At 72.8% G+C, this 25,177-nt stretch carries 21 protein-coding genes; 14 read left to right on the plus strand and 7 right to left on the minus strand.

Annotated features, from left to right (window positions below; genetic code table 11):
• The first annotated feature begins 58 nt into the window (after positions 1-58).
• From AB5J51_RS09575 to AB5J51_RS09600, 6 genes are all read left to right on the plus strand, one after another.
• Positions 59-1,882: a long-chain fatty acid--CoA ligase gene (locus AB5J51_RS09575; RefSeq protein WP_369777432.1), complete on the plus strand. Its 1,824-nt coding sequence runs from the start codon at positions 59-61 to the stop codon at positions 1,880-1,882.
• Positions 1,883-1,994: 112 nt separating this feature from the next.
• Positions 1,995-3,263, plus strand: coding sequence for an ABC transporter substrate-binding protein (locus tag AB5J51_RS09580; RefSeq protein WP_369777433.1), 1,269 nt, complete (start codon positions 1,995-1,997; stop codon positions 3,261-3,263).
• Between the two features lie 10 nt (positions 3,264-3,273).
• Positions 3,274-6,042, plus strand: a complete 2,769-nt coding sequence (locus tag AB5J51_RS09585; RefSeq protein ID WP_369777434.1) for an ATP-binding cassette domain-containing protein — start codon at positions 3,274-3,276, stop codon at positions 6,040-6,042.
• Positions 6,039-6,812 carry an ABC transporter ATP-binding protein gene (locus tag AB5J51_RS09590; protein WP_369777435.1) on the plus strand — a complete coding sequence of 258 codons (774 nt, stop codon included), beginning with the start codon at positions 6,039-6,041 and terminating at the stop codon, positions 6,810-6,812. The genes AB5J51_RS09585 and AB5J51_RS09590 overlap by 4 nt, the downstream gene beginning before the upstream one ends.
• A gap of 105 nt (positions 6,813-6,917) precedes the next feature.
• Positions 6,918-7,766 carry an aldo/keto reductase gene (locus AB5J51_RS09595; RefSeq protein WP_133896420.1) on the plus strand — a complete coding sequence of 283 codons (849 nt, stop codon included), beginning with the start codon at positions 6,918-6,920 and terminating at the stop codon, positions 7,764-7,766.
• Between the two features lie 7 nt (positions 7,767-7,773).
• Positions 7,774-8,223, plus strand: coding sequence for an RICIN domain-containing protein (locus AB5J51_RS09600; protein ID WP_053786588.1), 450 nt, complete (start codon positions 7,774-7,776; stop codon positions 8,221-8,223).
• A 16-nt stretch (positions 8,224-8,239) separates the two neighbouring features.
• Here the strand turns inward: AB5J51_RS09600 and AB5J51_RS09605 are convergent, their stop codons facing one another.
• Complete coding sequence (locus AB5J51_RS09605; RefSeq protein WP_053786589.1) at positions 8,240-8,545, minus strand: 4a-hydroxytetrahydrobiopterin dehydratase; 306 nt, start codon at positions 8,543-8,545, stop codon at positions 8,240-8,242.
• A 223-nt stretch (positions 8,546-8,768) separates the two neighbouring features.
• Between AB5J51_RS09605 and AB5J51_RS09610 the strand changes: the two genes are divergently transcribed.
• Both AB5J51_RS09610 and AB5J51_RS09615 read left to right on the plus strand, forming a co-directional pair.
• Entirely contained in the window at positions 8,769-10,571 is a 1,803-nt protein-coding gene (locus AB5J51_RS09610) for an FAD-dependent oxidoreductase (protein ID WP_369777436.1), read from the plus strand.
• Positions 10,572-10,595: 24 nt separating this feature from the next.
• Entirely contained in the window at positions 10,596-11,387 is a 792-nt protein-coding gene (locus tag AB5J51_RS09615; RefSeq protein ID WP_053786591.1) for a helix-turn-helix domain-containing protein, read from the plus strand.
• Here the strand turns inward: AB5J51_RS09615 and AB5J51_RS09620 are convergent.
• Positions 11,373-11,798, minus strand: coding sequence for a hypothetical protein (locus AB5J51_RS09620; protein WP_369777437.1), 426 nt, complete (start codon positions 11,796-11,798; stop codon positions 11,373-11,375). The genes AB5J51_RS09615 and AB5J51_RS09620 overlap by 15 nt on opposite strands.
• A 311-nt stretch (positions 11,799-12,109) precedes the next feature.
• Here AB5J51_RS09620 and AB5J51_RS09625 point away from each other — a divergent pair, with 311 nt between their 5' ends.
• From AB5J51_RS09625 to AB5J51_RS09640, 4 genes are all read left to right on the plus strand, one after another.
• Positions 12,110-13,144, plus strand: a complete 1,035-nt coding sequence (locus tag AB5J51_RS09625; protein WP_136224403.1) for a hypothetical protein — start codon at positions 12,110-12,112, stop codon at positions 13,142-13,144.
• Positions 13,141-13,704 (plus strand): toxin-antitoxin system, toxin component, encoded by a 564-nt coding sequence (locus tag AB5J51_RS09630; protein ID WP_234382072.1) that lies wholly within the window; start codon positions 13,141-13,143, stop codon positions 13,702-13,704. The genes AB5J51_RS09625 and AB5J51_RS09630 overlap by 4 nt, the downstream gene beginning before the upstream one ends.
• Positions 13,705-13,811: 107 nt before the next feature.
• Positions 13,812-15,290: an NAD(P)/FAD-dependent oxidoreductase gene (locus AB5J51_RS09635; RefSeq protein WP_369777438.1), complete on the plus strand. Its 1,479-nt coding sequence runs from the start codon at positions 13,812-13,814 to the stop codon at positions 15,288-15,290.
• On the plus strand, positions 15,287-16,513 hold the full coding sequence (locus AB5J51_RS09640) for an MAB_1171c family putative transporter (RefSeq protein WP_369777439.1): 1,227 nt from the start codon (positions 15,287-15,289) through the stop codon (positions 16,511-16,513). The genes AB5J51_RS09635 and AB5J51_RS09640 overlap by 4 nt, the downstream gene beginning before the upstream one ends.
• A 22-nt stretch (positions 16,514-16,535) precedes the next feature.
• On the opposite strand, the gene AB5J51_RS09645 is transcribed toward AB5J51_RS09640, so the two are convergent.
• Together AB5J51_RS09645 and AB5J51_RS09650 are read right to left on the minus strand one after the other, a co-directional pair.
• Entirely contained in the window at positions 16,536-17,825 is a 1,290-nt protein-coding gene (locus AB5J51_RS09645) for an NADH:flavin oxidoreductase/NADH oxidase family protein (RefSeq protein ID WP_234382073.1), read from the minus strand.
• Positions 17,826-17,972: 147 nt separating this feature from the next.
• Positions 17,973-18,857 carry a bifunctional 5,10-methylenetetrahydrofolate dehydrogenase/5,10-methenyltetrahydrofolate cyclohydrolase gene (locus AB5J51_RS09650; RefSeq protein ID WP_053786597.1) on the minus strand — a complete coding sequence of 295 codons (885 nt, stop codon included), beginning with the start codon at positions 18,855-18,857 and terminating at the stop codon, positions 17,973-17,975.
• Positions 18,858-19,108: 251 nt separating this feature from the next.
• Here AB5J51_RS09650 and AB5J51_RS09655 point away from each other — a divergent pair, with 251 nt between their 5' ends.
• The gene (locus AB5J51_RS09655) at positions 19,109-19,870 is read left to right on the plus strand and encodes a class I SAM-dependent methyltransferase (RefSeq protein ID WP_053786598.1); all 762 of its coding nucleotides are present in this window, start codon (positions 19,109-19,111) and stop codon (positions 19,868-19,870) included.
• Positions 19,871-20,095: 225 nt separating this feature from the next.
• Positions 20,096-21,685 carry an RNA polymerase sigma factor gene (locus tag AB5J51_RS09660; protein ID WP_030292906.1) on the plus strand — a complete coding sequence of 530 codons (1,590 nt, stop codon included), beginning with the start codon at positions 20,096-20,098 and terminating at the stop codon, positions 21,683-21,685.
• Here AB5J51_RS09660 and AB5J51_RS09665 read toward each other — a convergent pair.
• The 3 genes from AB5J51_RS09665 to AB5J51_RS09675 all read right to left on the minus strand — a co-directional run bounded on the left by AB5J51_RS09665 (position 21,682) and on the right by AB5J51_RS09675 (position 25,167).
• Positions 21,682-23,484 (minus strand): hypothetical protein, encoded by a 1,803-nt coding sequence (locus tag AB5J51_RS09665; RefSeq protein WP_136224405.1) that lies wholly within the window; start codon positions 23,482-23,484, stop codon positions 21,682-21,684. The genes AB5J51_RS09660 and AB5J51_RS09665 overlap by 4 nt on opposite strands.
• Positions 23,485-23,562: 78 nt before the next feature.
• Positions 23,563-24,624, minus strand: a complete 1,062-nt coding sequence (locus tag AB5J51_RS09670; RefSeq protein WP_136224406.1) for an ATP-binding protein — start codon at positions 24,622-24,624, stop codon at positions 23,563-23,565.
• A 102-nt stretch (positions 24,625-24,726) separates the two neighbouring features.
• Positions 24,727-25,167 (minus strand): SRPBCC family protein, encoded by a 441-nt coding sequence (locus AB5J51_RS09675; protein ID WP_053786601.1) that lies wholly within the window; start codon positions 25,165-25,167, stop codon positions 24,727-24,729.
• Between the last annotated feature and the right edge of the window lie 10 nt (positions 25,168-25,177).

A 25,177-nucleotide genomic window follows, 5' to 3' on the forward strand; every position in this document is an offset into this window, starting at 1 on the left:
ATCAACCGTGGGGAGGCGTGGGGGTAGCGTCGCCGCGCTGCGCGGAGAGGAGCGGGGCATGCGCGAGATCACCGTCCCACCAGTCGTTGTTGCGGCGCCCGTCGGCGGGCTCGCCGACGCCGTCTTCCGGCATGCCCTCGAGGATCCCGGCCGGGTGGTGCTCGGGCGCAAGACCGACGGGGTCTGGCGGGACGTGACGTCCGCGGAGTTCGCCGCCGAGGTGCTCGCGCTGGCGAAGGGGTTGCTGGCCCAGGGGGTCCGGTTCGGGGAGCGGGTCGCCGTCATGTCCCGGACCCGGTACGAGTGGACGCTGTTCGACTTCGCCCTGTGGGCGATCGGCGCCCAGCCGGTCCCCGTCTACCCGACCTCCTCCGTCGAGCAGGTGCACTGGATCCTGCAGGACTCCGACTGCACCGCCTGCGTCGTCGAGGACGAGGACCAGGCCATGACGGTCGGGTCCGTCATCGAGCGGCTCCCGCACCTGCGGCGGCTGTGGCAGCTCGACGCCGGGGCCGTCGAGGCGCTCGTGGCGGACGGCCGCGGGGTCGCCGAGGACCTGGTGCACCGGCACCGTGCCGCGGTCACGCCCGACGCCGTCGCCACGGTGATCTACACCTCGGGGACCACCGGGCGCCCCAAGGGCTGCGTGCTCACCCACGGCAATTTCATGTACGAGGCCGACACGATGGTGGCCCGCTGGGAGTCGGTCTTCCAGGCCGGGCCGGGTGAGCAGCCCTCCACGCTGCTGTTCCTGCCGCTCGCCCACGTCTTCGGGCGGATGGTGGAGGTGGCGGCCGTCCGGGCGCGGGTGAAGCTCGGGCACCAGCCGGTGCTGGCGGCGGCCGAGTTGCTGCCGGACCTCGCCGCGTTCCGGCCGACGTTCGTACTGGGGGTCCCGTACGTCTTCGAGAAGGTCTTCGCGGCGGCTCGCCGCAAGGCGGAGGCGGAGGGGCGCACGGGCCCCTTCGACCGGGCCGTCGAGGCGGCCGTGCGGTACGCGGAGGCGCGCGAGCAGAAGGCGTTCGGCACCGGGCCGGGCCCTTCGGCGGCGCTGCGCATGGAGCACCAGCTCTTCGAGAAGCTCGTGTACGGGAAGGTCCGCGAGGCGATGGGCGGCCGCGTCAGGCACGCCATGTCGGGCGGGTCGGCGATGTCGCGCCGGCTCGGGCTGTTCTTCGACGGGGCCGGGATCACGGTGTTCGAGGGCTACGGGCTGACCGAGTCCTGTGCGGCGGCGACCGCGAACCCGCCGGGCGCGACGAAGTACGGCACGGTGGGCCGGCCGATCCCGGGCAGCACGGTGCACATCGCCGACGACGGGGAGGTCTGGCTGCACGGCGGCCACATCTTCAGCGGGTACCTCAACGACCCGCGCTCGACGGAGGAGGTACTCCGCGGCGGCTGGCTGGCGACCGGCGACCTGGGGCGGCTGGACGAGGACGGGTACCTCACCATCACCGGGCGCAAGAAGGAGATCCTGGTGACCTCCAACGGCAAGAGCGTCTCGCCGACCGCGCTCGAGGAGCGGGTGCGTTCGCATCCGCTGGTCGCGCAGTGCGTGCTGGTGGGCAACGACCGGCCGTACGTGGCCGCCCTGCTCACACTGGACATGGAGGGGATCGCGCACTGGCTGTCGATGCGCGGCCGCCCGCAGATGCCCGCGGCGCAGCTGGTCCACGACCCGGATCTGACGGCGGAGGTCAGGCGGGCGGTGGTGGCTGCGAACACCCTGGTCTCGCAGGCCGAGGCGATCCGCACCTTCCGGGTGCTGGCGGAGCAGTTCACGGAGGAACAGGGACTGCTGACGCCCTCGTTGAAGCTGAAGCGGCGGGCGATCGAGAAGGCGTACGCGATGGAGGTGGCGGCCCTCTACCAGCCCTGACGGGCCCGGCACCAGTTGACTGACGATGCGTCACTTCACTTCGTCAGCAATATTGACGATCCGTCAGGTCGCCCACAGAATGCGGGGATTCCGACCGGAGGGGATCCCACACATGTTGCGACCGATCCGCACCCTGGCCGCCGCGGCGGCGGCCCTGGCGCTCGTCTCCGCCTGCAACTCCGCCTCCAACAGCAGCTCCCCCGGCAAGCCCGACGCGGGCACTGCCGCCAACTTCCGCGGGGTGACCGACCGGTCGATCAAGGTCGGCGGCATCGTCTCCATGACCAGCGCCAGCGGCTACAGCAAGAAGGACACCGACCTCGGGGCCAAGGCCCGGTACCTGAGGGCCAACGCCGAGGGCGGGATCCACGGGCGCACGATCGAGTACCTGGGCGCGGAGGACGACGGCCAGGACCCCGCCAAGAACATGGCGGCCGCCCGCAAGCTCGTCCAGCAGGACAAGGTCTTCGCGATCTCCCCGATGAGCTCGGTCACCTTTTCCGGCGCCGACTTCCTGGAGCAGGAGAAGGTCCCCACCTTCGGCTGGGGCACCCTGCCCTCCTTCTGTGGTCCCAAGTACATCTACGGGTTCAACGGCTGCCTGGTCCCCTCCCCCGGCGGCACCCTGAACCAGACCTGGCCCGAGGGCATCGCCCGGATCCTCGGCGGGGCCAAGGGCAAGTCGGTCGCGGTCATCGCCACCGACAGCGACGCCGGGAAGTTCGGCATCCGCACCTTCCAGCAGGGCTTCACGAGCGCGGGGTTCACGGTCTCCTACGCCAAGGCCTCGGTACCCGCGACGGCGGTGCCGAGCGACTGGTCGGCGTACGTGAAGGAGATCCTCGCCGGCAACGACGGCAAGGCGCCCGACGCCGTCGTCTCGGTCATGCAGACGCCCAACAACATCGGCTTGTTCACCGCGCTCAAGCGCGCCGGGTACAAGGGCCTGCTCTCCGACCCCACCGACTACGACCCGGGGCTGCTCGCCAAGGACGCCACCAAGCAGGCCCTCGAGGGGGTGCACGTCCTGCTCCAGTTCGAGCCCTTCGAGTCGGCGAGCCCGGCCATGGCCCAGTTCAAGGCGGACATCAAGGCCGCCTCGGGTGGCCAGGAAGTGCCCCTGAACATGCACATGTTGACCGGGTACATGTCCGCCGACCTGTTCGTGTCCATCGCGCAGAAGGCGGGCAAGGACCTCACCGTCACGCACTTCCAGAACGCCGCGCAGAGCTTCTCCGACACCGGCACCCTCGTCGGCGACCGGGCCGAGCCCAAGGGGCAGAAGGACAGCTTCGGCTGCGGCGCACTGGTCCAGCTGAAGAACGGGGCGTACGAGGTCTCCGTACCGTTCAAGTGCCACGCGCCGATCCCCTTCAAGTAGGCCCGGTCCCATGGGAGATCTACTCGTCTTCGTCCTGAGCGGTCTGGTCTCCGGAGCCCTGTACGCACTGCTCGCCACCGGGCTGGTGCTGTCGTACTCGGCGTCCGGGCTGTTCAACTTCGCGCACGGGGCCACCGCCTACCTGTGCGCGCTGACCTTCTACGAGGTGCACTCCGGGCTGGGGTGGCCGGCGGTCCCCGCGGCCCTGCTGGTGGTGTGCGTGCTGGCCCCCGGGCTCGGGTGGGGGCTGGACCGGCTGATGTTCCGGCGGCTGGCGCAGGTCGGCGAGACCGCGCAGATCGTGGCCACGATCGGGCTGCTGGTCGCGCTGCCGGCGGCCGGGCTGTGGGCCGTCGAGCTGCTGGGGGATGCGGGCGCGCCCGTGGAACCCGCGGAGAACCAGTTCGGGCTGCCCGGCGTGGGGCCGAGCCCGGCGAAATCCTGGCAGCTCGCGGAGGGCGTCGGCATCGACTCCGACCAGCTGATCACCTGGGTGGTGACGGCGGTCGTGGCCGTGGCCCTGTGGGTGCTGATGCGGCACACACGGCTGGGGCTGCAGCTGCGGGCGGCCGTCGACAACCGCTCGCTGACCGAGCTGCGCGGGATCAGCGCAGACCGGCTGTCGTCGGCGGCGTGGATGATCGCCTCCGCGCTGGCGGGGCTGGCGGGGGTCCTGGCGACGCCGCTGCTGGGGCTGTCGGCGCACGACTTCACCCTGTTCCTGTTCGTCTCGGCGACGGCGGCGGTGCTCGGGCGGTTCGCGTCCGTACCGCTCGCGTTCGCGGGCGGCCTGGGGCTGGGGGTCCTGCAGAACCTGGTGGCCGGGTACGCGTCGTTCGCCGAGGGGATCACCGGGTTCCGGACGGCGGTGCCGTTCCTGATCCTGTTCGGCGGGCTGCTCGTACTGACCCGGCGGACCCGTACGGCGGGGACCGCGGCCGTGGACCCGGCGCCCGTGGACCATCTGGCGGGGGCCTCGTGGGGACGGCGCTGGGGGGTGTGGGCAGCGGCCGCAGGGGTGTTGTGCGTGGCCTTCTACACGGTGACGACCCCGTTCTGGAGCGGACTGCTCGCGCAGGGGCTGGCCCTCGGGCTGGTGTTCATGTCCTTCACCGTGGTGACCGGGCTCGGGGCGATGGTGTCGCTCGCGCAGGGCACGTTCGTGACGGGGGCCGCGCTGGTGGCGGGGCTGCTGATGAGCCGGGGCTGGCCGTTCGTGGCGGCGCTGGCGGTGGGGACGTGCGTGGCTGCGGTGCTCGGGGCGCTGGTCGCACTGCCGGCGCTGCGACTGGGCGGACGGACGCTGGCCCTGGCGACGCTGGCGCTGGCGTTCCTCGCGGACCAGGTGCTGTTCCAGCTGCGGTGGCTGCGGAACGGGGACTCCGGGTGGTCGGTCCCGCGGCCGGTGTTCGGACCGGTGGACCTGGGGGACGACCGGGCGTTGGGGGTGGCGCTGGTGGTGGTCGTCGCGGTGTGCGCGGCCGGGCTGAGCGCCCTGCGGAACTCGCCGTCGGGGCGGGCGGCGCTGGCCGTGCGCTCGGCGCCGGCGGCGGCGCTGGCCTCGGGGGTGTCCGTACTGCGTACGAAGCTGCTCCTGTTCACGCTGTCGGCGGGGCTGGCCGGGTTCGGGGGCGTGCTGGTGGCGTCGTACAACACCCGGATCACGGCGACGGACTTCACGGCGATGACCGGGCTGGTGTGGCTGGCGGTGGCGGTGGCCGCGGGGGTTCGCCGGCCGCAGTACGTGGTGGTGGCCGGGGTGGTGTTCGCGGTGGCCCCGCGGCTGCTGTCCGACTACGTGACGCAGTCCGCGCACCTGCCGGTGATCCTGTTCGGCCTGGCGGGGTTGGCCTTGGCCAACGATCCGGACGGGTATTGCGCCGCCGTTCCGGTGCGGCTGGCGAAGCGGCGGGCCGGTGCCTCCGGCGGGGGTGACGGGGCGGCCGGTGCTGCCGAGCCCGCGGGGAGTGCCGGTGTCGCCGAGCCCGTGGGAGCCGCCGGGGCTGCGTCCGAGGCCGTGGGCGCGCAGCGCACGTACGGGGTCCGGGGCGGGGTGGGGGAAGGCCCCGCAGGGCACGACCGGGCGGCGGCCGCCCTCGAGCTGCGCGGGATCACCGCCGGGTACGACGGGGGCCTCGTACTGCACGGGGTCGATCTCGCCGTCCGGAAGGGCGAGATCCTCGCCGTGCTGGGGCCGAACGGGGCCGGGAAGAGCACCGCGTGCCGCGTCGCCGCCGGGTTGGTCGACGCCGTGAACGGAGCGGTCCTCGTACGCGGGCGGGACGTCACCCGCGAGCGGGCCGTGGGGCGCGCCCGGTCCGGGGTGCTGCTCGCCCCCGAAGGGCGGGGCATCTTCCCGGCGCTGACCATCGAGGAGAACCTCGCCCTGTACCTCCGCGAGGCGGACGCGCGGACCGCCGTCTACGACCGGTTCCCCCGGCTCGGGGAGCGGCGGGGCGTCCCCGCCGGGGCGCTGTCCGGCGGGGAGCAGCAGATGCTGGCCCTCGCGCCGCTGCTGCAGCGCCCGCCCGAGGTGCTGATCGCCGACGAGCCCTCGCTGGGGCTCGCTCCCCGCGTCGTGGAGGAGGTGTACGCGCTGCTGACCGAGTTGCGGGACGCCGGGACCGCACTGCTGCTGGTCGAGGAGAAGGCCGCCGGGATCCTCGGTGTCGCCGACACCGTCGCGTACCTCTCCCAGGGCCGGGTGTCCTGGTGCGGTCCGCGCGCCGAGGTGGAGGCCGACCGGCTCACCGCGGCCTATCTGGGGATGGCGCGATGACGGGGCCTTACGTCCTGGAGGGCGCCGGGATCAGCGTCCGGTTCGGCGGCGTGAAGGCGCTCACCGGGGTGGACCTCGGGGTCCGTGCCGGCGAGGTGTGCGGGCTGATCGGGCCGAACGGGGCCGGGAAGACCACGCTGTTCGACGTGCTGTCCGGGATCCGGCGGCCCGACCAGGGGCGGATGCTGCTCGAGGGGGCGGACATCACCCGGCGCTCCCCGGTCTGGCGGGCCCGGCACGGGATGCGCCGGACCTTTCAGCGGCAGCAGCTGTTCGGGCAGCTCAGCGTGGCCGACAACGTGCTCGTCGCGCAGGAGTGGCGCGGGGGCGGGGGCGGGATCGCCGCCGACCTCCTCGGCTCCCCGGCCCGGCGCCGCCGGGAGCGGGAGCGTCGAGAGCAGGGCGAGCAGGTGCTCGTCTCCTGCGGGATCGGCGCGCTGGGAGCGGCGTACGCGGGCGGGCTGCCGGTCGGTCAGGCCCGGATGGTCGAGCTGGCCCGCGCCGTGGCGGATCCGCCGCGCGTGCTGCTGCTGGACGAGCCCGCGTCCGGGCTGTCGGCGCCCGAGCGCGAGCAGCTCGCGGCGGTCGTGCGGCGGCTGGCCGGGCAGGAGGGGTGCGCGGTGCTGCTGGTGGAGCACGACGTGGCCTTCGTGATGGACCTGTGCACCCGGGTGGTCGTCCTGGACCTCGGCACGGTCCTCGCCGAGGGCACCCCCGCCGAGGTCCGTGCCGATCCGCTCGTCCGGGAGGCCTATCTGGGGACGTCCTGACGGTGTGTCCGGCCCCGGTGCGCCGCCACGGCGGGAATACGCTCGCCGGGGCGGCGGGTTGTCGCCCCTCGTACCCAGTCCGTCGATCCGAGGGAACAGCCAGACGTGAACGACGTCCCCGCCATCCGGCTCAACAACGGCACGCTCATGCCCCAGCTCGGGTACGGAGTCTTCCAGATCCCGGACTCCGAGGCCGCGCAGGCGGTCGGGGCCGCGCTGGAGGCGGGGTACCGGAGCATCGACACGGCGGCCGCCTACGGCAACGAGACCGGCACCGGCGAGGCGATCGCCGCCTCCGGGGTACCGCGCGAGGAGCTCTTCGTCACCACCAAGCTGTGGAACGGGCGTTCCCGGACCTGGAAGCGGGACGACGTGCTGCGCGCGCTCGACGACTCCCTCGCCAAGCTCGGCCTCGACCACCTCGACCTGTACCTGATCCACTGGCCGCGCCCGATGCGCGACGACTTCCTCACGATCTGGAAGACCTTCGAGGAGATCGCGGAGAGCGGCCGCTCCCGCGCAGTCGGCGTGTCGAACTTCCGCCCGGCCGACCTGGAGCGGCTCGGCGCCGAGAGTGCGCTGGTCCCGGCCGTGAACCAGATCGAGCTGCACCCGCTCTTCCCGCAGCCCGAGCTGCGCGCCCTGCACTCCCGGCTCGGCATCGCGACCGAGGCCTGGTCCCCGCTCGGCCAGGGCAAGGAGCTGCTGACGCTTCCGGCCGTCGCCGAGGCCGCCGCCCGGCACGGGCGCTCCCCCGCCCAGGTGGTACTGCGCTGGCACCTGCAGCTCGGGAACATCGTGATCCCGAAGTCGGTGACCCCGTCGCGGATCAGGGAGAACCTGGACGTCTTCGGCTTCGAGCTGGACGCCGACGATCTCGCCGCGCTGGACGCGCTGGGCAGGGGTTCCTCGGCCGGGCGGATCGGGCCGGACCCGGCCGTCTTCGACGTCTGAGCCGCGGATGAGCCTGCCCGACGGGGTCTACCTGATCCGTAACGTCGCCAGCGGTCTGCTGCTCCAGCTGGAGGGCGGCACGCGGGTGCACCTGGGGCCCGAGGATCCGGCCGCGCCCCCGGCCGCCCGGCAGTGGCGGATCTCGCCCGTGCACAGCGGCGGCGGGATCGTCCACGTCGTCAGCGTGCACAACGACAAGCGGCTCGACGTCGCGAACGCGTCGACGGAGAGCGGCACCCGGGTCCAGGTGTGGCGGCCGAACGCGTTCGGCGCGCAGGAGTGGATCGTCGAGGAGCACCTCGACGATCCCGGTGTGGTGTCCCTGATCGCCTGTATCAGCGGGCTGCCGCTGGAGGGGGACGAGGAGGGCCGGGCCCGCCAGTGCGAGGACACCGATTCGCCGTCGCAGTGGTGGCGCCTGGAGCCGGTCCTCCCCGGCACGGGCACACGCCCGTGACCCCCGGCCGCCGGTGTCAGCTCGCGCCGTGGGCGGGGGCCAGGGCTTCGACCCGCTCGGCGAGCGCGAAGTCGGCGCCGGTGACGGAGTCGCCGGCGCTGTGCGTGTTCACCGACACCCGGACCGTGTTGTAGCCCAGGGTGAGGTCGGAGTGGTGGTTCAACTCGTCCTGGACCGCGGCGATGTGGGCGACGAGGGCGCTCGCCGCGAAGTGGGTGCCCAGCCGGTAGGTGCGGCTGATCCGGTCGTCCTCGAAGGCCCAGCCGGGGAGTTCCCGCAACCGGTCCTCGATCTCCTTCTGCGAAAGCGGCTCGTCTGCCATCGGCATGCTCCTTCACCGTTCGGGCCCGACTTCTGACGTGGGGTCAAGGTTCCCACAGCGCACACCGGAGGAAACGTTTCGCGCCATAGTGCGTGTGGGTATTTCAGCGCCTTCCGGGTCCACGGCGTCGCCCTTATGCTCCTGCGCCGGACGTGACTGTTACCGCCGGTAATGCAACCGCCGGTATTGCACAGCCTGCCGACGAATCCGAAGGGGCTTCCTCATGACGCGCACGGGCAGTTCGAGGCGCACGTTCATCGCGGGCGCGGGGGCGGCGGCCACCGCCGGGGCGCTGGGGGCATCCGGGGCCCTGGCCGCTCCCGCCCGGGCCCAGGCCCAGGCCCAGTCCCCCGCACCGAAGGCCACCGGCCGCCGCGTCGCCGTCCTCGGCGGCGGGGTCGCCGGGCTCACCGCGGCCCACGAACTCGCCGAGCGCGGCTACGCCGTCACCGTCTACGAGCGCCGCGCGCTCGGCGGCAAGGCCCGCAGCATGGACGTCCCCGGCAGCGCCCGCGGCGGGCGCCGGCCGCTGCCCGCGGAGCACGGCTTCCGCTTCATCCCGGGCATCTACCACAACCTGCCCGACACCATGCGGCGCATCCCCTTCCCGGGCAACGCCCACGGCGTGTGGGACAACCTCGTCGCCCCGCCCGAGATGATGTTCGCCCGGGCCGGCGGCCGCGAGGACCTGCGCGCGCCCATCCCCTGGCCCGGCCACTCCCCCGCCGAGCTGACGCCCGACGAGATCCGCCGCGCCCTGACCGGCATCCTGCAGTCACTCGTCCGGCTGCCGCCGCACGAGACCGCGTACTTCGTCGACCGCGTGCTGGTCTTCCTCACCAGCTGCGACGAGCGCCGCAACGAGGTCTGGGAGCACACCCCCTGGTGGGAGTTCGTACGGGCCGCCCGGATGTCGAACGAGTACCAGCGCATCCTCGCCGTGGGCATCACCCGCAACATCGTCGCGACCAAGGCCGAGGAGGCGTCCACCCGTACCGTCGGCGCCCTGGGCGAGGCCTTCGTCTTCAACGCCCTGGGGCGCGGCGCGGACGGGCCGCCGGACCGGATCCTCAACCTGCCGACCAACGAGGCGTGGATCGACCCGTGGGAGGCCCATCTGCGCTCCCTCGGTGTGCAGTTCAGGATCGGCTGGACTGTGCAGGAGGTGCAGTACGGGAACGGCCGCGTGAGCGGGGTCGCCGTCCTGGACCCGGCGGGGGCCCGGCAGACCGTCACCGCCGACCACTACGTCAGCGCGCTGCCGGTCGAGCACGCCCGGCGCACCTGGAGTGCGGGGCTGCGGGCCGCGGACCCGATGCTGGGCCGCTGCGACCGGCTGGAGACCGACTGGATGACCGGCATCCAGTTCTACCTCACCGAGCGCGCACCCCTCGTCCACGGGCACCTCAACTGCATCGATTCACCCTGGTCCTTGACGGCGATCCAGCAGGCCGAGCACTGGCCGGCCCGCGACTTCCCGGCCGACTACGGCGACGGGGTGGCGGTGGACTGCCTGTCGGTGGACATCTCGGACTGGGACAAGCAGGGGATCCTGTACGGGAAGACGGCCAAGCAGTGCACCCGCGACGAGGTCGCCCGCGAGGTGTGGGCGCAGCTGAAGGCCTCCCTCAACGACACCGGGAGGACGCTGCTGACGGACCGCACCCTGCACTCCTGGTTCCTGGACCCGGGGGTGGACGGACTCGGCACCCCGAACCCGACCAACCAGGACCAGTTGCTGATCCACCCCACCGGCACCTTCCACAACCGGCCGAGCGCGGACACCCGGGTCCCCAACTTCTTCCTCAGCGGGGACTACGTGGCCGTCGACATCGACCTGGCGACGATGGAGGGCGCCAACGCCTCGGCCCGGGCCGCGGTCAACGCCCTCCTGGACAGGGACGGTTCGAAGGCCGAGCGGTGCGCAGTCCTGCCGATGTACCGGGCTCCGGAGGTGGAGTCCTTCAAGCGGCACGACCTGTGGCGCTACCGGCTCGGCCTGCGCAACGCCTTCGACCTGGGCTGACCCCTCTGGGCTACCGTCGTGGGCATGACCACCACCCCGCCCGTCGGAGCCCTCCTGCGTACCTGGCGCGAGCGGCGCGGCATCAGCCAGCTGGAGCTGGCCGGCCGCGCCGACTCCTCCTCCCGCCACATCAGCTTCATCGAGACCGGCCGGTCCCGGCCGAGCGAGGAGATGCTCCTGCGCCTCGCGGACCGCCTCGACGTGCCGGTGCGCGAGCGCAACGCCCTGCTGCTCGCGGCGGGTTACGCCCCGCACTACGGGCAGACCCCGCTGGACGACCCCTCCATGGCGGGGCTGCGCGAGGGCATGGAGCGGCTGCTGACCGGTTACGAGCCGTATCCGGCGCTGGTCGTGGACGCCACCTACCAGGTCGTCGCCGCCAACCGCGGCATCGCGATGCTGCTGGACGGCCTGCCGGAGCACCTGCTGACCCCGCCCCTGAACGCCATGCGGATCACCCTGCACCCGGAGGGCCTGGCCCCCAGGATCCGCAACCTCGCGGAGTGGCGCGGGCATCTGCTGGCGCAGATGGAGCGGCAGATCGCGCTGGCCCGCTCCGCGCCGCTGCGCGCGCTGTACGAGGAGGTGTCCGCCTACCCGGTCGCCGACCGGCCGGGGGACGTCGCTCCCGAGGAGGCCGTCCCGTACATCGCGCTGCCGCTGGTGATCGAGCACGACGGGCACCTGCTGTCCTTCGTGTCCTCGATCGCGACGTTCAACACGCCGATGGACGTGACCGTCGCCGAGCTGGCCATCGAGACCCTGCTGCCGGCCGACGCGGCGACGGTGAAGTACCTGCGCTCACTGGGGCCCTGAGGCCGTCTGCCGCAGTGCCAGCTGCTGGAGGAGGGCGAAGCCCGCGACGGTCAGGGCCTGCGCCGGGATCCACACCAGGCCGGCCGTGGTGGGGGCCTCCCAGAGGAAGAGCGAGACCAGGCTGAGGGCCACCCAGGCGCAGTTGGCCTCGATGACGCCCTTCACCGCCAAGACCGGCGGACGGCGGCGCGAAGCCAGCCAGCCGACGCCGGCCCCGTAGAGGGTCAGGAACAGGCCGAGTTCGAGCAGGGTGGCCTGGCCGACGCCGAGCAACCGGCCGAGCGGGGCGGAGAAGGCGGCGTACGCGAGGCCGTTCGCCGTGGTGACCACGGAGTCGAGGGCGAGGAAGCGGCGCAGCGCCGTCTGCGGGACGGTGGTGCGGGCGACGCTGCCGAGCAGGGTTGCGGACATGGCGGATCAGCCTCCGTCGAGGGTCGGGAGCGGGGCGCGGCCGAGCTGCCGCGCACGCGAATGCGCTGGTGGAGACGGGTTCCGAGGCCGAGTGCGCGGCCCCGGAACCCGATGGCTCCACTCTCCTCCGCGGCCCGCACCGGAGTCGATTACCTCCGGGGTCATGCCGGTCCCGGCGGCGGTCGTGCCAACCTTCTTTGACTCACATCGCAAGAAAGGTGGGGGATCGCCTGTTTCGCCGGGGGGCTGCGGGCTACGCTGCACAGAGCTGAAGCTCTCGAACGTCCTGTCGACATACGGAGAACCTCACGGTGTCAGCCGCCGCCCGACCCGACCTGGCCTCGGCCTGGGCGCGCGTCGCGGGGTTGGCGGAGCGCAGCGGCCGGGACCCGGCCGAGGTGCTGTCCCCGGAGCGGCTGAGCCGCCTCTGCGGGGTCGAACCCGCGCTCGTCCCCCGGGTCGTGGCCGGAACCGCGCCCGAAGTGCCGCTGTGCCGGCGGGTGCACCGGCGCTTCCTGCGGTTACGGGCCACCCGCCGCGACAAGCACGGCCGGGAGTGGTCCCTCGCCGCCATCGCGGAGGACTTCCAGGCGCCCGGCGCCTCGCTGGGCCCCCTCAACGCCGGCACCGGGATGCCCCGGCTGGGCCACGCGGCGGGCGTGCAGCGGTTCTTCGGGGTCTACGCCGGCTTCCTCCTCGCCGACAGCCAGTGCGCGGTGGAACACGCCCTCGCCACCACCGGCGCGGCCGCCGCGGCCGACCTCGAGCACCTCTCGTACCTGACGGGCATGACCCCGCACGACATCCGGCTCACCCTCGACGGCGCACCTCCCCGCCTCCCGCTGAAGGCCCAGGTGCACCAGCGGTTCGAGCACCTGCGGCGCACCCGGCTGCGCGCTGACGGCCAGGCCCACTCCCTCGCGGCCATCGCCCACTCCTTCGACGCTTCCGGGCAGTCGCTGACCCGTGTCGCGCGCGGTGAGGGCCTGCCCAACCTCGCGGCGGCCGCCGGGATCCAGCGCTTCTACGGGGTCGACGGCGGCTTCTTACTAGCCGACGACACCGAGGCGCTCACCACCGCACTCTCCGAGATCGAGCACGAGCTGGAAACCGCCGGACAGAACGCCGAAAACCCGATGCTCGCCGTCCTGCGGGCGCACGATGTACGGAGCATCGTCACGCGGGCCGGACGGCTCTCTCCGGCGGGCTGGAAGTCGCTGGCCGACCACCTCGACGACCTGCTGGCCCGCGAGGGCCGGCTGGGGCGCCCGGGCGCGGGCGGCGAACGCCCGCTCCACGCGGCGGTGCCCGACGACCGTAAGGCTGCCGAGGGGGGAGCGCCATGAGGACCACACGGACCATGCGGAAACTCGGCGGAGATCTGCTGGCGGATGCGCGCCTGGCGCGGCCGGCCGATGCCGCCGAGATCATCGGGGGCCTGTGCGCCGCGTACGGCCGCCGGCGCGGCGGCCGGCCGGTGGAGTTCCGCTTCGCCGGGTTCCCGCCCGACACGGCCAGCGGGCTGTGGCTGGAGATGGAAGAGCGCGACCTGCTCGTCATCGAGGAGCGCACCCGGCCGGAGCACCAACTCGTCATCGCCTGCCACGAGTTATGGCACTTGGAGGAAGGCACGTGTGACAGCCACGGTCCGGGCATGGCCGTGGCGGCCCGCCTCACGGGGCACCGGGGAGATCTCGCCGAGCTGCTGCACTCGGAGGCCGGACTGGGCAGCGTGGTCCGGCAGGCGGCCGCCCGCGCCGACCGGGAGGATCCGGCGGAGATCCGGGCCGAGACCTTCGGCCTGTACCTCGGCCAGGTCCTGAAGGCGTACCTGCCGGGACCCCGCGAGGAACGGTTCCCCGAGGCGATCGAGCGCATCAAGTCCTCGCTCGGCTGGGGCCGTTGAGTGCACGCCCCAGCGGCGTACCGATGACGCCCCGGTGATCACCGCCTTCCCCGTCGATGCACCTCACGTGCCGCTGCCCCCGCACGGCCCTGACAGAGAGCACCACGATGACCCACTCTTCCCCGCCCCGCCACGCAGTCGTCGTGGGCGGCAGCATGGCCGGCCTGCTCGCTGCGGCCGTGCTCGCCGAGCACGCGACGGTCACGATCATCGACGCCGACACGCTGCCCGACAGCCCGGCGTCGCGGCGCGGACTCCCGCAGGCCCGGCACGTCCACGTCATGTGGTCGGGCGGGGCCCGCGCCATCGAGAAGATACTCCCCGGCATCACCGACGACTGGACGGCGGCGGGCGCGATCCGCCGCAGCCTGCCCACCGACCTGGTCACCAAGACCGCCCAGGGCTGGATCCCGCGCTGCGGGGAGAAGCAGTTCAACATCTCGTGCAGCCGCGACCTCCTCGACGCGGTGGTCCGCGCCCGGGTGACCGGCCTGCCCGGGGTCACCACGCTCCAGCAGAGCCGCGTACAGGCCCTGGAGGGTACGGCGGCCCGCGTCACCGGCGTCCGCGTCGACACCCCCGACGGCGCGGGCCGGCTGCTGACCGCCGACCTCGTGGTGGACGCGAGCGGGCGCGGCTCCCGGGCCCGGGCCTGGCTGCACGAGCTCGGGGTCGGCGGGATCAGACAGGCTCAGGTCGACTCCGGCCTGGTGTACGCGACGCGGATCTTCCAAGCCCCCGCGGGAGCCCACGAGATGGGCTTCCCGATCGTCAACGTGCAGTCCGATCCGCGGGTCTGTGTACCCGGCCAGACGGCGACGATCGTGCCCATCGAGAACGGCCAGTGGCAGGCCACCCTGTCCGGCACCCGGGGCGGCCAGCCGACCGGCGACCCCGAGCAGTTCATCCCGTTCGCCAAGGGCATCCGCGATCCCGTGGTCGGCGAGCTCCTCGAGGGCAGGAAGCCCCTCACCGACGTCGCCGTCACCCAGGGCACCGCCAACCGCAGGGTCTACTTCGAGAAGGCGGACCTGCCCGACGGCTTCTTCGCCGTCGGCGATTCCGTCGCCACCTTCAATCCGCTGTACGGACAGGGCATGACGGTCGCCGCCCAGGGCCTGCTGGCCGTACGCGCCCTGATGCGCGCCAAGGGCCTCGCGCATCCCGGCTTCGGCCGCGAGGCGCAGCGCGCGCTGGTCCCGCAGGTGGCCACCGCCTGGGAGCTCGCCACCTCGCAGGACATCCTGTACCCCGGGGCCACCGGCATGAAGCCGCGGGCCGGCGCCGGGCTGCTCAACGCATACGTGAGCCGGCTGATGACCGGGGCCACCACGCGCGAGGCACTGACCGCCGCGTTCCTCCAGGTCATCACCATGAGCAGCCCGCCCACGTACTGGCTGCGGCCCTCGGTGGTCTGGCACGTGCTGCGCGCCTCGGACCGGGGCGCACTGAAGGCACCGCCGCTGACCGCGGCCGAGCGGGCCGTCGCGGGGCTCGACCAGGGATCCGGCCCGGTCGACCCGGTCGGCCCGGCGGGCCCGGTCGGTCCCGTCGGCCCGGTCGGTCCCGTCGGCCAGGCGCGATGACCGACGGTCTCATCTTGTACGTACCGGGGTCGGTGATGATCCTGGCGCTGCTGATCAAGGCGCCGACCCTGCGCCGGGGCTGGGACCAGCCGCTCATGCGGGCCGTGTGCACCCTGCTCGTCGTCGGCTGCATGGTCATGTTCCTGGCGGCTCCGCCGACCATCGCCGCGGTCAACCGGCTCACCGGAATCGTCAACTTCTCGGCCCCGCTGGTGTACAGCGTGCTGACCGCGTTCTCGGGGTCGTGCATCGTCCTGGTCCTGCAGTGGGGCGGCGGCCCGCCGGCGGTCGTGCGCCGGGCGACCCGGCTGACGGTGGCCGCGTTCGGGGCCGTCACGCTGCTCATCGTCGTCCTCTTCGCCATCGGCGACGCGCCGGTGGAGCGGCTGCGCGACCTGGACACGTACTACGCCAACACGCCCTGGCTGCGCGAGATGATCGTCTGCTACCTGCTCGCGCACACCGTGGGCAGTTCGACGCTCACCGTGCTGTGCTGGAAGTGGCTGCTGCGCGTGCGCCCCTCGCTGCGTCCGCTGCGCACCGGACTGGCCCTGATCGTGCTCGGCGGGGTGCTGGACCTTGGCTACCTGGTCACGAAGTGGGCGGCGGTGGGCGCCCGCTGGGCGGGCCGCGACTGGGACGGCCTGTCCACGTACGTGGCCCCGCCGTTCGCCTCCGCGGCGGCCCTGATGGTGGGGTCGGGGTTCATCGTGCCGCTGGTCGGCGGCTCGGCGGCCTGGCGGGACTTCAGCCGGTACCGGCGGCTGCACCCGCTGTGGAAGGCGCTGCGCGGCTTCGCCGCGTCGAGCGTGACGACCGTGCCGCTGACCTGGTGGTCGCCGATCGGGATCCGGCTGATCCACCGCGAGTCGGTGATCGACGACGGCATCCTGGCGCTGGGCCGCTGGTTCGACCCGGCCGTACGGGGCGCCGCGTACGAGGAGGCGCTCGGCCAGGGCATGTGCGCGTCGCAGGCTTCGGTCGTGGCCGACGCGGCCATGCTCGCCGCGGCCTGCCGGCGCCGGGAGGCGGCCGAGGCCGCCGAAGCCGCGGAGGCGCTCGGCCCGGCGGTCACGGACGGCGCCGGGGAGCACCCGGCCGGGGCGGATCAGGGACTGCCCGAGCCGTACCGGCTGGACTCCCGGCCGCTCGCGGCGCTGGCCCGGGAGTTCCGCGCCTCCCCCATCGTGGCGGCCGTACGACGGGACCCGGCACGCCTGTGAGCGGTCGGCGCGGGCGGCCGGCTCAGCCGGCGAGGGCGTCCTCGGGCTCGGGGTTGCGGGCGAGCCAGGCCCCGTACGCCCGCACCCGGCGCCAGTGCTGGAGCTGCTCGAGGGCGAACGCCGCCCGCGGGGAGGCCTCCGGGCGCGGTTCCAGACCGCGGGCCAGCCGGTGCAGCTGGAAGCGTACGAAGGCCAGCAGCCCGGCGCCGGCCAGGTCCCGGTCCTTCCAGCGCAGCCGCTCCACGATCACCCGTACGTCCTCCCCGGCGCGCCAGCGGGCCGGCAGGTCGGGGCGGAACGCCAGGGCCGAGGCGAGCCCCACGACGGACACACCGCGCTGCAGGACCTTCTGCGCGGTCTCCCGGCGGCCTATCCCGCCGGTCAGCATCAGCGGCATCGTGGCCGCACCCAGGAACTGCTCGGCGAAGGAGAGGAAGTACGCCTCCCGTTCGAGGGTCCGCAGATCGGCGGTGCGGCCCAGGGTCGCGGGGCTCTCGACGCTGCCGCCGGACAGTTCGACCAGGTCGACGCCGAGGCCGCCGAGGACCGCGAGGACCTGCGCCGCCTCCTCGGTGTCGAAGCCGCCGCGCTGGAAGTCGGCGGTGTTGAGCTTGACCCCGACCGCGAAGCCGGGGCCCACCTGCGCGCGGACGGCGCCGACGACCTCGGTGAGCAGCCGGACCCGGTTCTCCAGGCTGCCGCCCCAGCGGTCGGTGCGCCGGTTGACGAGCGGGGAGAGGAACTGGCTGAGGAGGTAGCCGTGCGCGGCGTGGATCTGCACCCCGTGGAAGCCGGCCTCCTCGGCCCGCCGGGCCGTGACCGCGAACCGGGCGACGGTGGCCTCGATGTCGGCCTCGGTCATCGCGGTGGGCCGGGCGAAGCGCTTGGTGTGCTTGCCGAGGCTCACCCCTATGTCGGAGGGCGCCCAGGCCGTGCCGGGCATCTCCGAGCCGACCTGCCGGCCGGGGTGGTTGATCTGCATCCAGACCCGGCCGCCGCCGCAGGACGCGGCCGCGGCCCAGCGCCGGAAGGGCTCGAGCGGGGAGCGGGCGTCGAGGACGATCGTCCCCGGCGCGGTCAGCGCCCGGCGGTCGACCATCACGTTCCCGGTGATCAGCAGTCCGGCGCCGCCCCCGGCCCAGCGGCGGTAGAGCCGTTCGATGCGCTCGTCCGGCAGCTGGCCGGACCCGGCGAGGCTCTCCTCCATGGCCGCCTTCGCCAAGCGGTTCGGCAGGGCGGTGCCGTTGGGCAGCTCCAGTGGCGTGAACAGGTCCATCGGCAGTTCCCCCAGGAAACGTGTTGCACGTGTCATCGCGCGCCCCGGCGCAAAAAGATACCGCCCGTTCCCCGGAGCCCGGCAGGCTCCGGCCGCAGGAATCCGGACACCGCCGGAACGCGGAACGCCCCGGGCCGAAGGGCCCGGGGCGTCTCCCGTACGGCGCGTTCCCGTATCCGGTGGTCAGAGCTCCGCGAGCGCCAGTCCGGCCTGTGCCGCAGCCGCCTGGACGGTCTGCTCCAGCAGGACGGCGATCGTCATCGGGCCGACGCCGCCGGGGACCGGGGTGATCAGCGAGGCGCGGGCGGCGGCCGACTCGAAGTGGACGTCGCCGACGTTGCCCTCGTTGTAGCCGGCGTCCAGGACGACGGCGCCCGGCTTGATGTCCTCGCCGCGGATGAACTCGGCCTTGCCGACGGCGGCGACCAGCACGTCGGCCTGGCGCACGATCGAGGGCAGGTCGACGGTGCGGGAGTGGCAGTAGGTGACGGTGGCGTTCTGCTCCAGCAGCAGCATGCCGGCCGGCTTGCCCAGGATCGCGCTGCGGCCGACGACGACGGCGTGCTTGCCGGTCAGGTCCACGTCGTACTCGGCGAGGAGGCGCATGATCCCGCCGGGGGTGCAGGAGACGAAGCCCGGCAGTCCGAAGCCCATGGCGGCGAAGGAGTGCATGGTGACACCGTCGACGTCCTTGCCGGGGGCGATGGCCTCGAAGGCGGCGCGCTCGTCGATGTGGTGCGGGACCGGGTGCTGCAGCAGGATGCCGCTGATCTCCGGGTCCTCGGACAGGGCGGTGAGGGCGGCGACGAGCTCCTCGGTGGTGGTCTCGGCCGGCAGCTCGACGTGGCGGGAGGTGATCCCGGCCTTGGCGCAGCGGTTCTGCTTCATCCGTACGTACGTGACGGACGCCGGGTCCTCGCCGACCAGCACGGTCGCGAGGCAGGGAGCGGTACCGGTGCGCTCGGTGATCTTCGCCGCGAGGACGGCGGTCCGCTCCGAGATGCGGCGGGCGAGGGCGGTGCCGTCCATGAGCCGGGCGGGTGCGGTGGCAGTCTGGGCAGTCGTCATGGGGTCTCCTGAGCGTCGCTGCGGAATCGCGGTTCGCCCAGGCGCGCGGCACGTCGGCGTACCCGCGGTACGCCGGGCGCACGGGAGGTGCGCCGGGCCGCTCCCCGGTGGTGATCCACCCGAACGCCAGTCACGGCCCGTCCCCACTCTAATGGACCTGGTCGGCGTGTCCGCAGTGCACGGCGGCCCCGGGGGCCCGAGATCCGGTCAAACCGGTGGATCACCGGCGCCAGGCCTGGGACGATCGAGACATGACGCGCACCTTCGACCATCTCGTCGCCGAAGCCGAGTCCGTCTCCGTCGACGGCTGGGACTTCTCCTGGCTCGACGGCCGGGCCACCGAGCAGCGCCCCTCCTGGGGCTACCAGAGACTCATGGGCGAGCGTCTGGCCCGCGTCGCCTCCGCCCTCGACATCCAGACCGGCGGCGGGGAGGTGCTCGCCGGGGCGGGGACCCTGCCCCGGCTGATGGTCGCCACCGAGTCCTGGCCACCGAACATCGCGAAGGCGACCCGGCTGCTGCACCCGCTCGGCGCGGTGGTGGTCGCGGACGCCGACGAGCCGCCGCTGCCCTTCGGCGACGAGGCCTTCGAGCTGGTCACCAGCCGGCACCCGGTGACCATCTGGTGGGAGGAGATCGCCCGGGTCCTGCGTCCTGGCGGTACGTACCTCTCGCAGCAGGTCGGGCCGGCGAGCGTCTTCGAGCTCGTCGAGTACTTCCTCGGGCCCCAGCCGGAGGAGGTCCGGCGCGGCCGGCACCCCGACGATGCCGTCTCGGACGCCGGCAAGGCCGGCCTCGAGGTCGTCGATCTGCGGTCGGAAAGACTGCGTACGGAGTTCCACGACATCGGAGCCGTGATCTACTTTCTCCGGAAGGTGATCTGGATGGTGCCCGGCTTCACGGTCGGGCAGTACCGGGACCGGCTGCGCGAGCTCCACGAACAGATCGAACGTGACGGTCCGTTCGTGGCGCACACCGCCCGTTTCCTCATCGAAGCCCGCAAAACGGGCTGACGGGAGGGGTGCGCGGGCGCGGACGGATCCACGGTCGAATGGTTGCGCGCCCACAGCGTGGCGCAGGTCACTCAATTCAGCGCGTAACGAATCGACTCGGGCATGCGATGAACCGACAGGTGTCCTCGCGCGGCCCCGGAATACAGACCCCCCTCGGGTCTGTTTCCCGAGTCCGCGCGATGATGTCCCGCCCACTCCTTATCTGTTCGCAACGAGAGGCTCCTTGTGTCGCTCAGCCCGTCCCGTACGTTCCCTCCGGAGATCGCCGAATCGGAGGCCCTCGTCGCGCTCGTCGAGCGCGGCCGCGAGCAGGGTCACATCAACGGTGACGACGTGCGCCAGGCCTTCGAGGCCGGCCGCATCCCGGTGGACCAGTGGAAGCGGGTCCTGCGCAGCCTGAACCAGGTCCTGGACGAGGAGGGTGTCGCGCTGCACGTCAGCGCCGCCCCCGCCACGAAGGCTGCCGCGAAGAAGCCCCGCAAGGCGGCCGCCGCGCCTGCCCGCACCGTGACCAAGAAGGCGGCCGCCGCGCCGCGCCCCATCGGTGCGCGCAAGGCCTCGGCCACCAGCCCGGCCACCGCCACCGCGGCGGCGATATCCGCTTCGCCGGCCGCGGCCGCCGAGGACGAGGTGACGGCCGACGCCGCCGCCGAGCCGAAGAAGCGGACGGTCAAGAAGACCGCCGCGAAGAAGACCGCGGTGAAGAAGACCGCCGCGGCCAAGAAGACCAGCGCCAAGGATGCCGACGAGGGCGAGACCCCGGCCGCCGAGGGCGAGGACTGGGCCGCCGAGGACCTCGTCGACGACGTCGAGGAGGAGGCCCCCAAGGCCGGCGGCGCCCAGGGCTTCGTCCTGTCCGACGACGACGAGGACGACGCCCCGGCGCAGACGGTCATGGTGGCCGGCGCCACCGCCGACCCCGTCAAGGACTACCTCAAGCTCATCGGCAAGGTGCCGCTCCTCAACGCCGAGCAGGAGGTCGAGCTCGCCAAGCGCATCGAGGCGGGCCTCTTCTCCGAGTACAAGCTCGAAGAGGAGGAGGACCACAAGCCCGCCTTCAAGCGCGAGCTGGAGATCCTGGTCGAGGACGGCCGCCGCGCCAAGAACCACCTGCTGGAGGCCAACCTCCGCCTCGTGGTCTCGCTGGCCAAGCGCTACACCGGCCGCGGCATGCTCTTCCTGGACCTGATCCAGGAGGGCAACGTCGGCCTGATCCGCGCCGTGGAGAAGTTCGACTACACCAAGGGCTTCAAGTTCTCCACGTACGCGACCTGGTGGATCCGGCAGGCGATCACGCGTGCCATGGCCGACCAGTCGCGCACCATCCGCATCCCCGTCCACATGGTCGAGATCATCAACAAGCTGGCGCGCGTCCAGCGCCAGATGCTCCAGGACCTCGGCCGTGAGCCCACTCCGGAGGAGCTGGGCAAGGAACTCGACATGACCCCCGAGAAGGTCATCGAGGTCCAGAAGTACGGCCGCGAGCCGATCTCCCTGCACACCCCCCTGGGTGAGGAGGGCGACAGCGAGTTCGGTGACCTCATCGAGGACTCCGAGGCGGTCGTTCCGGCCGACGCGGTCAGCTTCACCTTCCTCCAGGAGCAGCTGCAGTCGATCCTGGGCACGCTCTCCGAGCGTGAGGCGGGCGTCGTCTCGATGCGTTACGGCCTGAACGACGGCCAGCCGAAGACCCTGGACGAGATCGGCCGCGTGTACGGGGTCACCCGTGAGCGCATCCGCCAGATCGAGTCCAAGACCATGTCGAAGCTGCGCCACCCGTCGCGTTCGCAGGTGCTGCGCGACTACCTCGACTAAACCAGTCGGAAGACCGGCCCCTTGGGCGTGAACGGCAGGGACGCACCCTGCGGAACCAGATAGGCGTGCTCGCGCCGGATCCGCAGGGTGTCGCACCACCCGTCCGTGATCACCAGCACCGGGGCCTGCGGAGGGAAGTCCTCCGCGCGCTGGAGCAGGTCGATCGCGGGCTGGAGCACGGTTCCGCCCCGCCCGCGCACCTTCACCCGGCCCGCGATGTCGGTCGGGGGCAGATAGCCCGCGTCGTACGGCGCCGCGTCGCAGAACACGACGCGTGCCGCCGGTACGTCGCGGGCTTCCGCGTACGAGGCGACGGCGCCGAGCGCCTTGCCGAGCAGGGCGGCGGGCATCGACCCCGAGGTGTCGAGGACCACGCCGAAGGTGCAGCGGGCGATCTCCTCGGGCGGGAAGTACCGGCCCGCCCGGGGGATGTCCGGGGTGGAGGCCTGGCGGCGTGCCGGGCGCGCGTAGGTCCGTACGGGCTCGGGCCTCGGCACGTACTCGTCGAACCAGCGGGCGAGCTGCGCGTCCCAGGGGACGGGCGGATGGGCCAGCGCCCGGATCTCCTGGACCAGCCCGGCGGGCAGCAGTCCGCGCTCCCCGTAGGTGTGCAGGTCGAAGCCCTGGACGAGGCCGCGCCGGTAGAAATCGTCCAGATCGGTGTACGGGAGGCTGCCCGCGTGGGGCAGCGCCTCGCCCAGGACGTCTCCGAGGCCCTTGCCGCGCAGGGTCGACAGCCGGCGCAGCCGGCGCAGGTCGGTCGTGATGCGGTCGTAGACCTCCTCGACGCAGAGGTCCTTCAGCTCCGGGTCGTACAGCAGCCCCTCGGGCATCTCGCCCACGCCCATCTCCACGAGCCAGCCGTTGACCACGTAGTCGGCGGCCACGTTGTGCAGGTACGGGTCGCGGGCTCCGCAGCGCTCCCCGTGGCGCAGGGCGGCGTGCAGCATCTCGTGCGCCAGGACGAAGCGCCACTCCGGGTCGGTGAACGTACGCAGCGGGTTGACGTAGATCTCCCCGGCGCTAGCGCTCACGGCCGCGACGGCGATGTCCTGGGCGCGCGCGAGCTCGGCGTCGGCGACGATCCGCAGGCCGGCGGCGAGCCCGCCGAGCAGCGGGTACGAGGAGACGAACCAGTTCAGGGCCCGGTCCCACGGGTGCTGCCGGACCCGCTCCCCGGTGATCCGGTCGCGGCGGCCGCCCGCCACGTCCATGGCGGCGGAGACGCTGCGGGTCAGGGCGTGCGCGAACGAGGTCTCCCAGTCGGGAACGTCGGTGGTCAGGGTGCGCCAGCCGACCAGGACCTGGTCGGGCTGCCCGCCGGAGGTCCCGCAGTCCGCGTACGCGGCGGGGACGCCGTCGCGGCGCCAGCGGGCGGCGAGCTGCTCCTCGTCCCCGCCGGGGTACTCGGCGGGGAGGTGGTCGGGGGCGCGGCCCACGGGGAACGTCAGCAGGAAGCGGTTGACGACGACGCACCGGGCGGCGAGTTCGGCGGGGGCGGGCTGCGGGCGGTCCTCCCCCTTGGCGGCGGGTACGTGGCCGAAGCCGAGGTGGAGCAGGCAGTGGGCCAGTGCCCAGGCCCACTCCTGCGGTTCTGCGCGGCGGGTGGGATGGGCGTGGACCACCCCGTTGGAGGTGACGAGGGCGAGCCCGGCGGAGGTGCACGAGGCGCACCGGGGGTCGCGGCAGTGGGTGGCGGAGAGGGCGCCCAGGGCCGGGTTCTGCCGGATCGCGGCCCGTCCGGCCTCGTAGGCGAGGGTGGCCGGGTCGGGGGCGGCGGGCTTCTTCCTGCGGGTCACAGGTGGATCACTTCCGGGCTCGCTTCGGGCGCGGGCGCGCCCACGGGGGTTCGGGGCGGGCTCGTACGGCTCACCGGCTCACCGGCGCGCCGCGACCAGCCGCGGCATGTCGCGGGCGGCCTCCACCAGGAACCAGGCGGGCAGCACCGGCAGGCCGTCGGCGTCGTCGGCGATGACGGTCTGGGCGACCTCCACGGAGATCTCGGCGAGCTGTACGAGCAGGGATTTCGCGCGGTACGCGGTCTGCCGGACGGCGGGCGAGACGTGCTCCTTGCGTTCCGGGAGCTCCTTGACCAGGCGGCCCCGGAAGGCCTCGGCGAGGTAGTAGAGCAGATCACGGTCGGCGGGGCGGGTGGGCCAGGAGGCATCGCCCTTGATGATCGCCTCGATGCCGAAGGTGTGGCGGACGATCTTGGCGTAGCCGCAGAAGGAGACGGCGTGCGCCGGGGTGAGGGTGCCGTGGGCGACGACCTTGAGGGTCTGCTCGTCCAGGCCGGTCCCGAAGGAGTGCAGGGCGTCGGAGAGCATGTGCCAGGAACGCGGGGTGGAGAAGGGCTCCTCGGTCTTGGGCGGCGCGGACCACAGGTGGTCGGGGCGGTCGGTGAGGTAGTCGGTGATCCACGGGTGGATGCCGTTCTCCCCGGCCCAGACCAGCCAGTCCTGCGCGGAGGCCTGCAGGTGTACGTGGCTGAGCCGGTTGACCAGCGCGGAGGCGATGGGCCGGGCCAGCGCGTTGTCGGTGGCCCGGTTGCCCGCGCCGATCACGATGGAGCCGGCGGGAAGCTCGTAACTGCCGATCCGGCGGTCGAGGATGAGGGAGTAGAAGGCCTTCTGGACGTCCGGCGTCGCGGCGTTGAGCTCGTCGAGGAACAGGCAGTACGGCTCGTCGCGGGCGATGGCCTCGGGCGGGCAGAACACGGACCGGCCGTCACGGATCTGCGGTACGCCGATCAGGTCCTCGGGCGCGAGCTGCGTGCCGAGCAGGCTGACGCACTCGAGGCCGAGGGAGTCGGCGAACTTCCGCACCAGCGAGGACTTGCCGATTCCGGGTGCCCCCCACAGGAACACGGGCCGCACGGTGGCGAGGCCCAGCAGCAGTTCGGGGATCTGGGCGGGGGTGACGGTGACGGCGGCCTGCACGAGAAGCGGTCCTCAGGGGTGGGGTACGTGGCGCGCCCAGTGTGGGCGCACCACGTACCCCGAAGCATCCGGTTTTCCGCCGCGGGGCGGTGGCCGGGTGTCTCAGTTCTCCAGCAGGTGCTTCAGCTTCTCCTCGTTGCGCGGCATCTCCTTGCGGGCGTACGGCTTGACCACGAGCGGCGCCATGACCCTGCCGATGCCGTGGCCCTCGAAGTCGAGGTCGAGGGTCACGCGCGAGCGCCTTCCGCCGTCAAGGGGTTCGATGGTCCCGCGTACATCGCCGCGTACGGGTCCGTCGACACCTTGGAGGCGCCAGCTGCGCGGCGGGTCGAGCTCCTTGACCTCCATGGTCATCGGGAACCTGCGCTTGCCCATGCGCCGGGTGACCCTGACCTTCGAACCGACGTGGAGCGGAGCGCCGTCGAGCGGGCGGGCGGAGACGGCGCTGCTCTGCCACTCCGGCAGATGCGTGGGGTCCGTCACGTAGTCGAAGACGTCTTCGGGACTGCGGGAGATGTCGATGCTTTCTCTGATCGCGGACATGGCGACCCCT

Origin of the sequence: Streptomyces sp. R33 (assembly GCF_041200175.1) — a bacterium.
Classification (GTDB): Bacteria; Actinomycetota; Actinomycetes; order Streptomycetales; family Streptomycetaceae; genus Streptomyces; species Streptomyces katrae_B.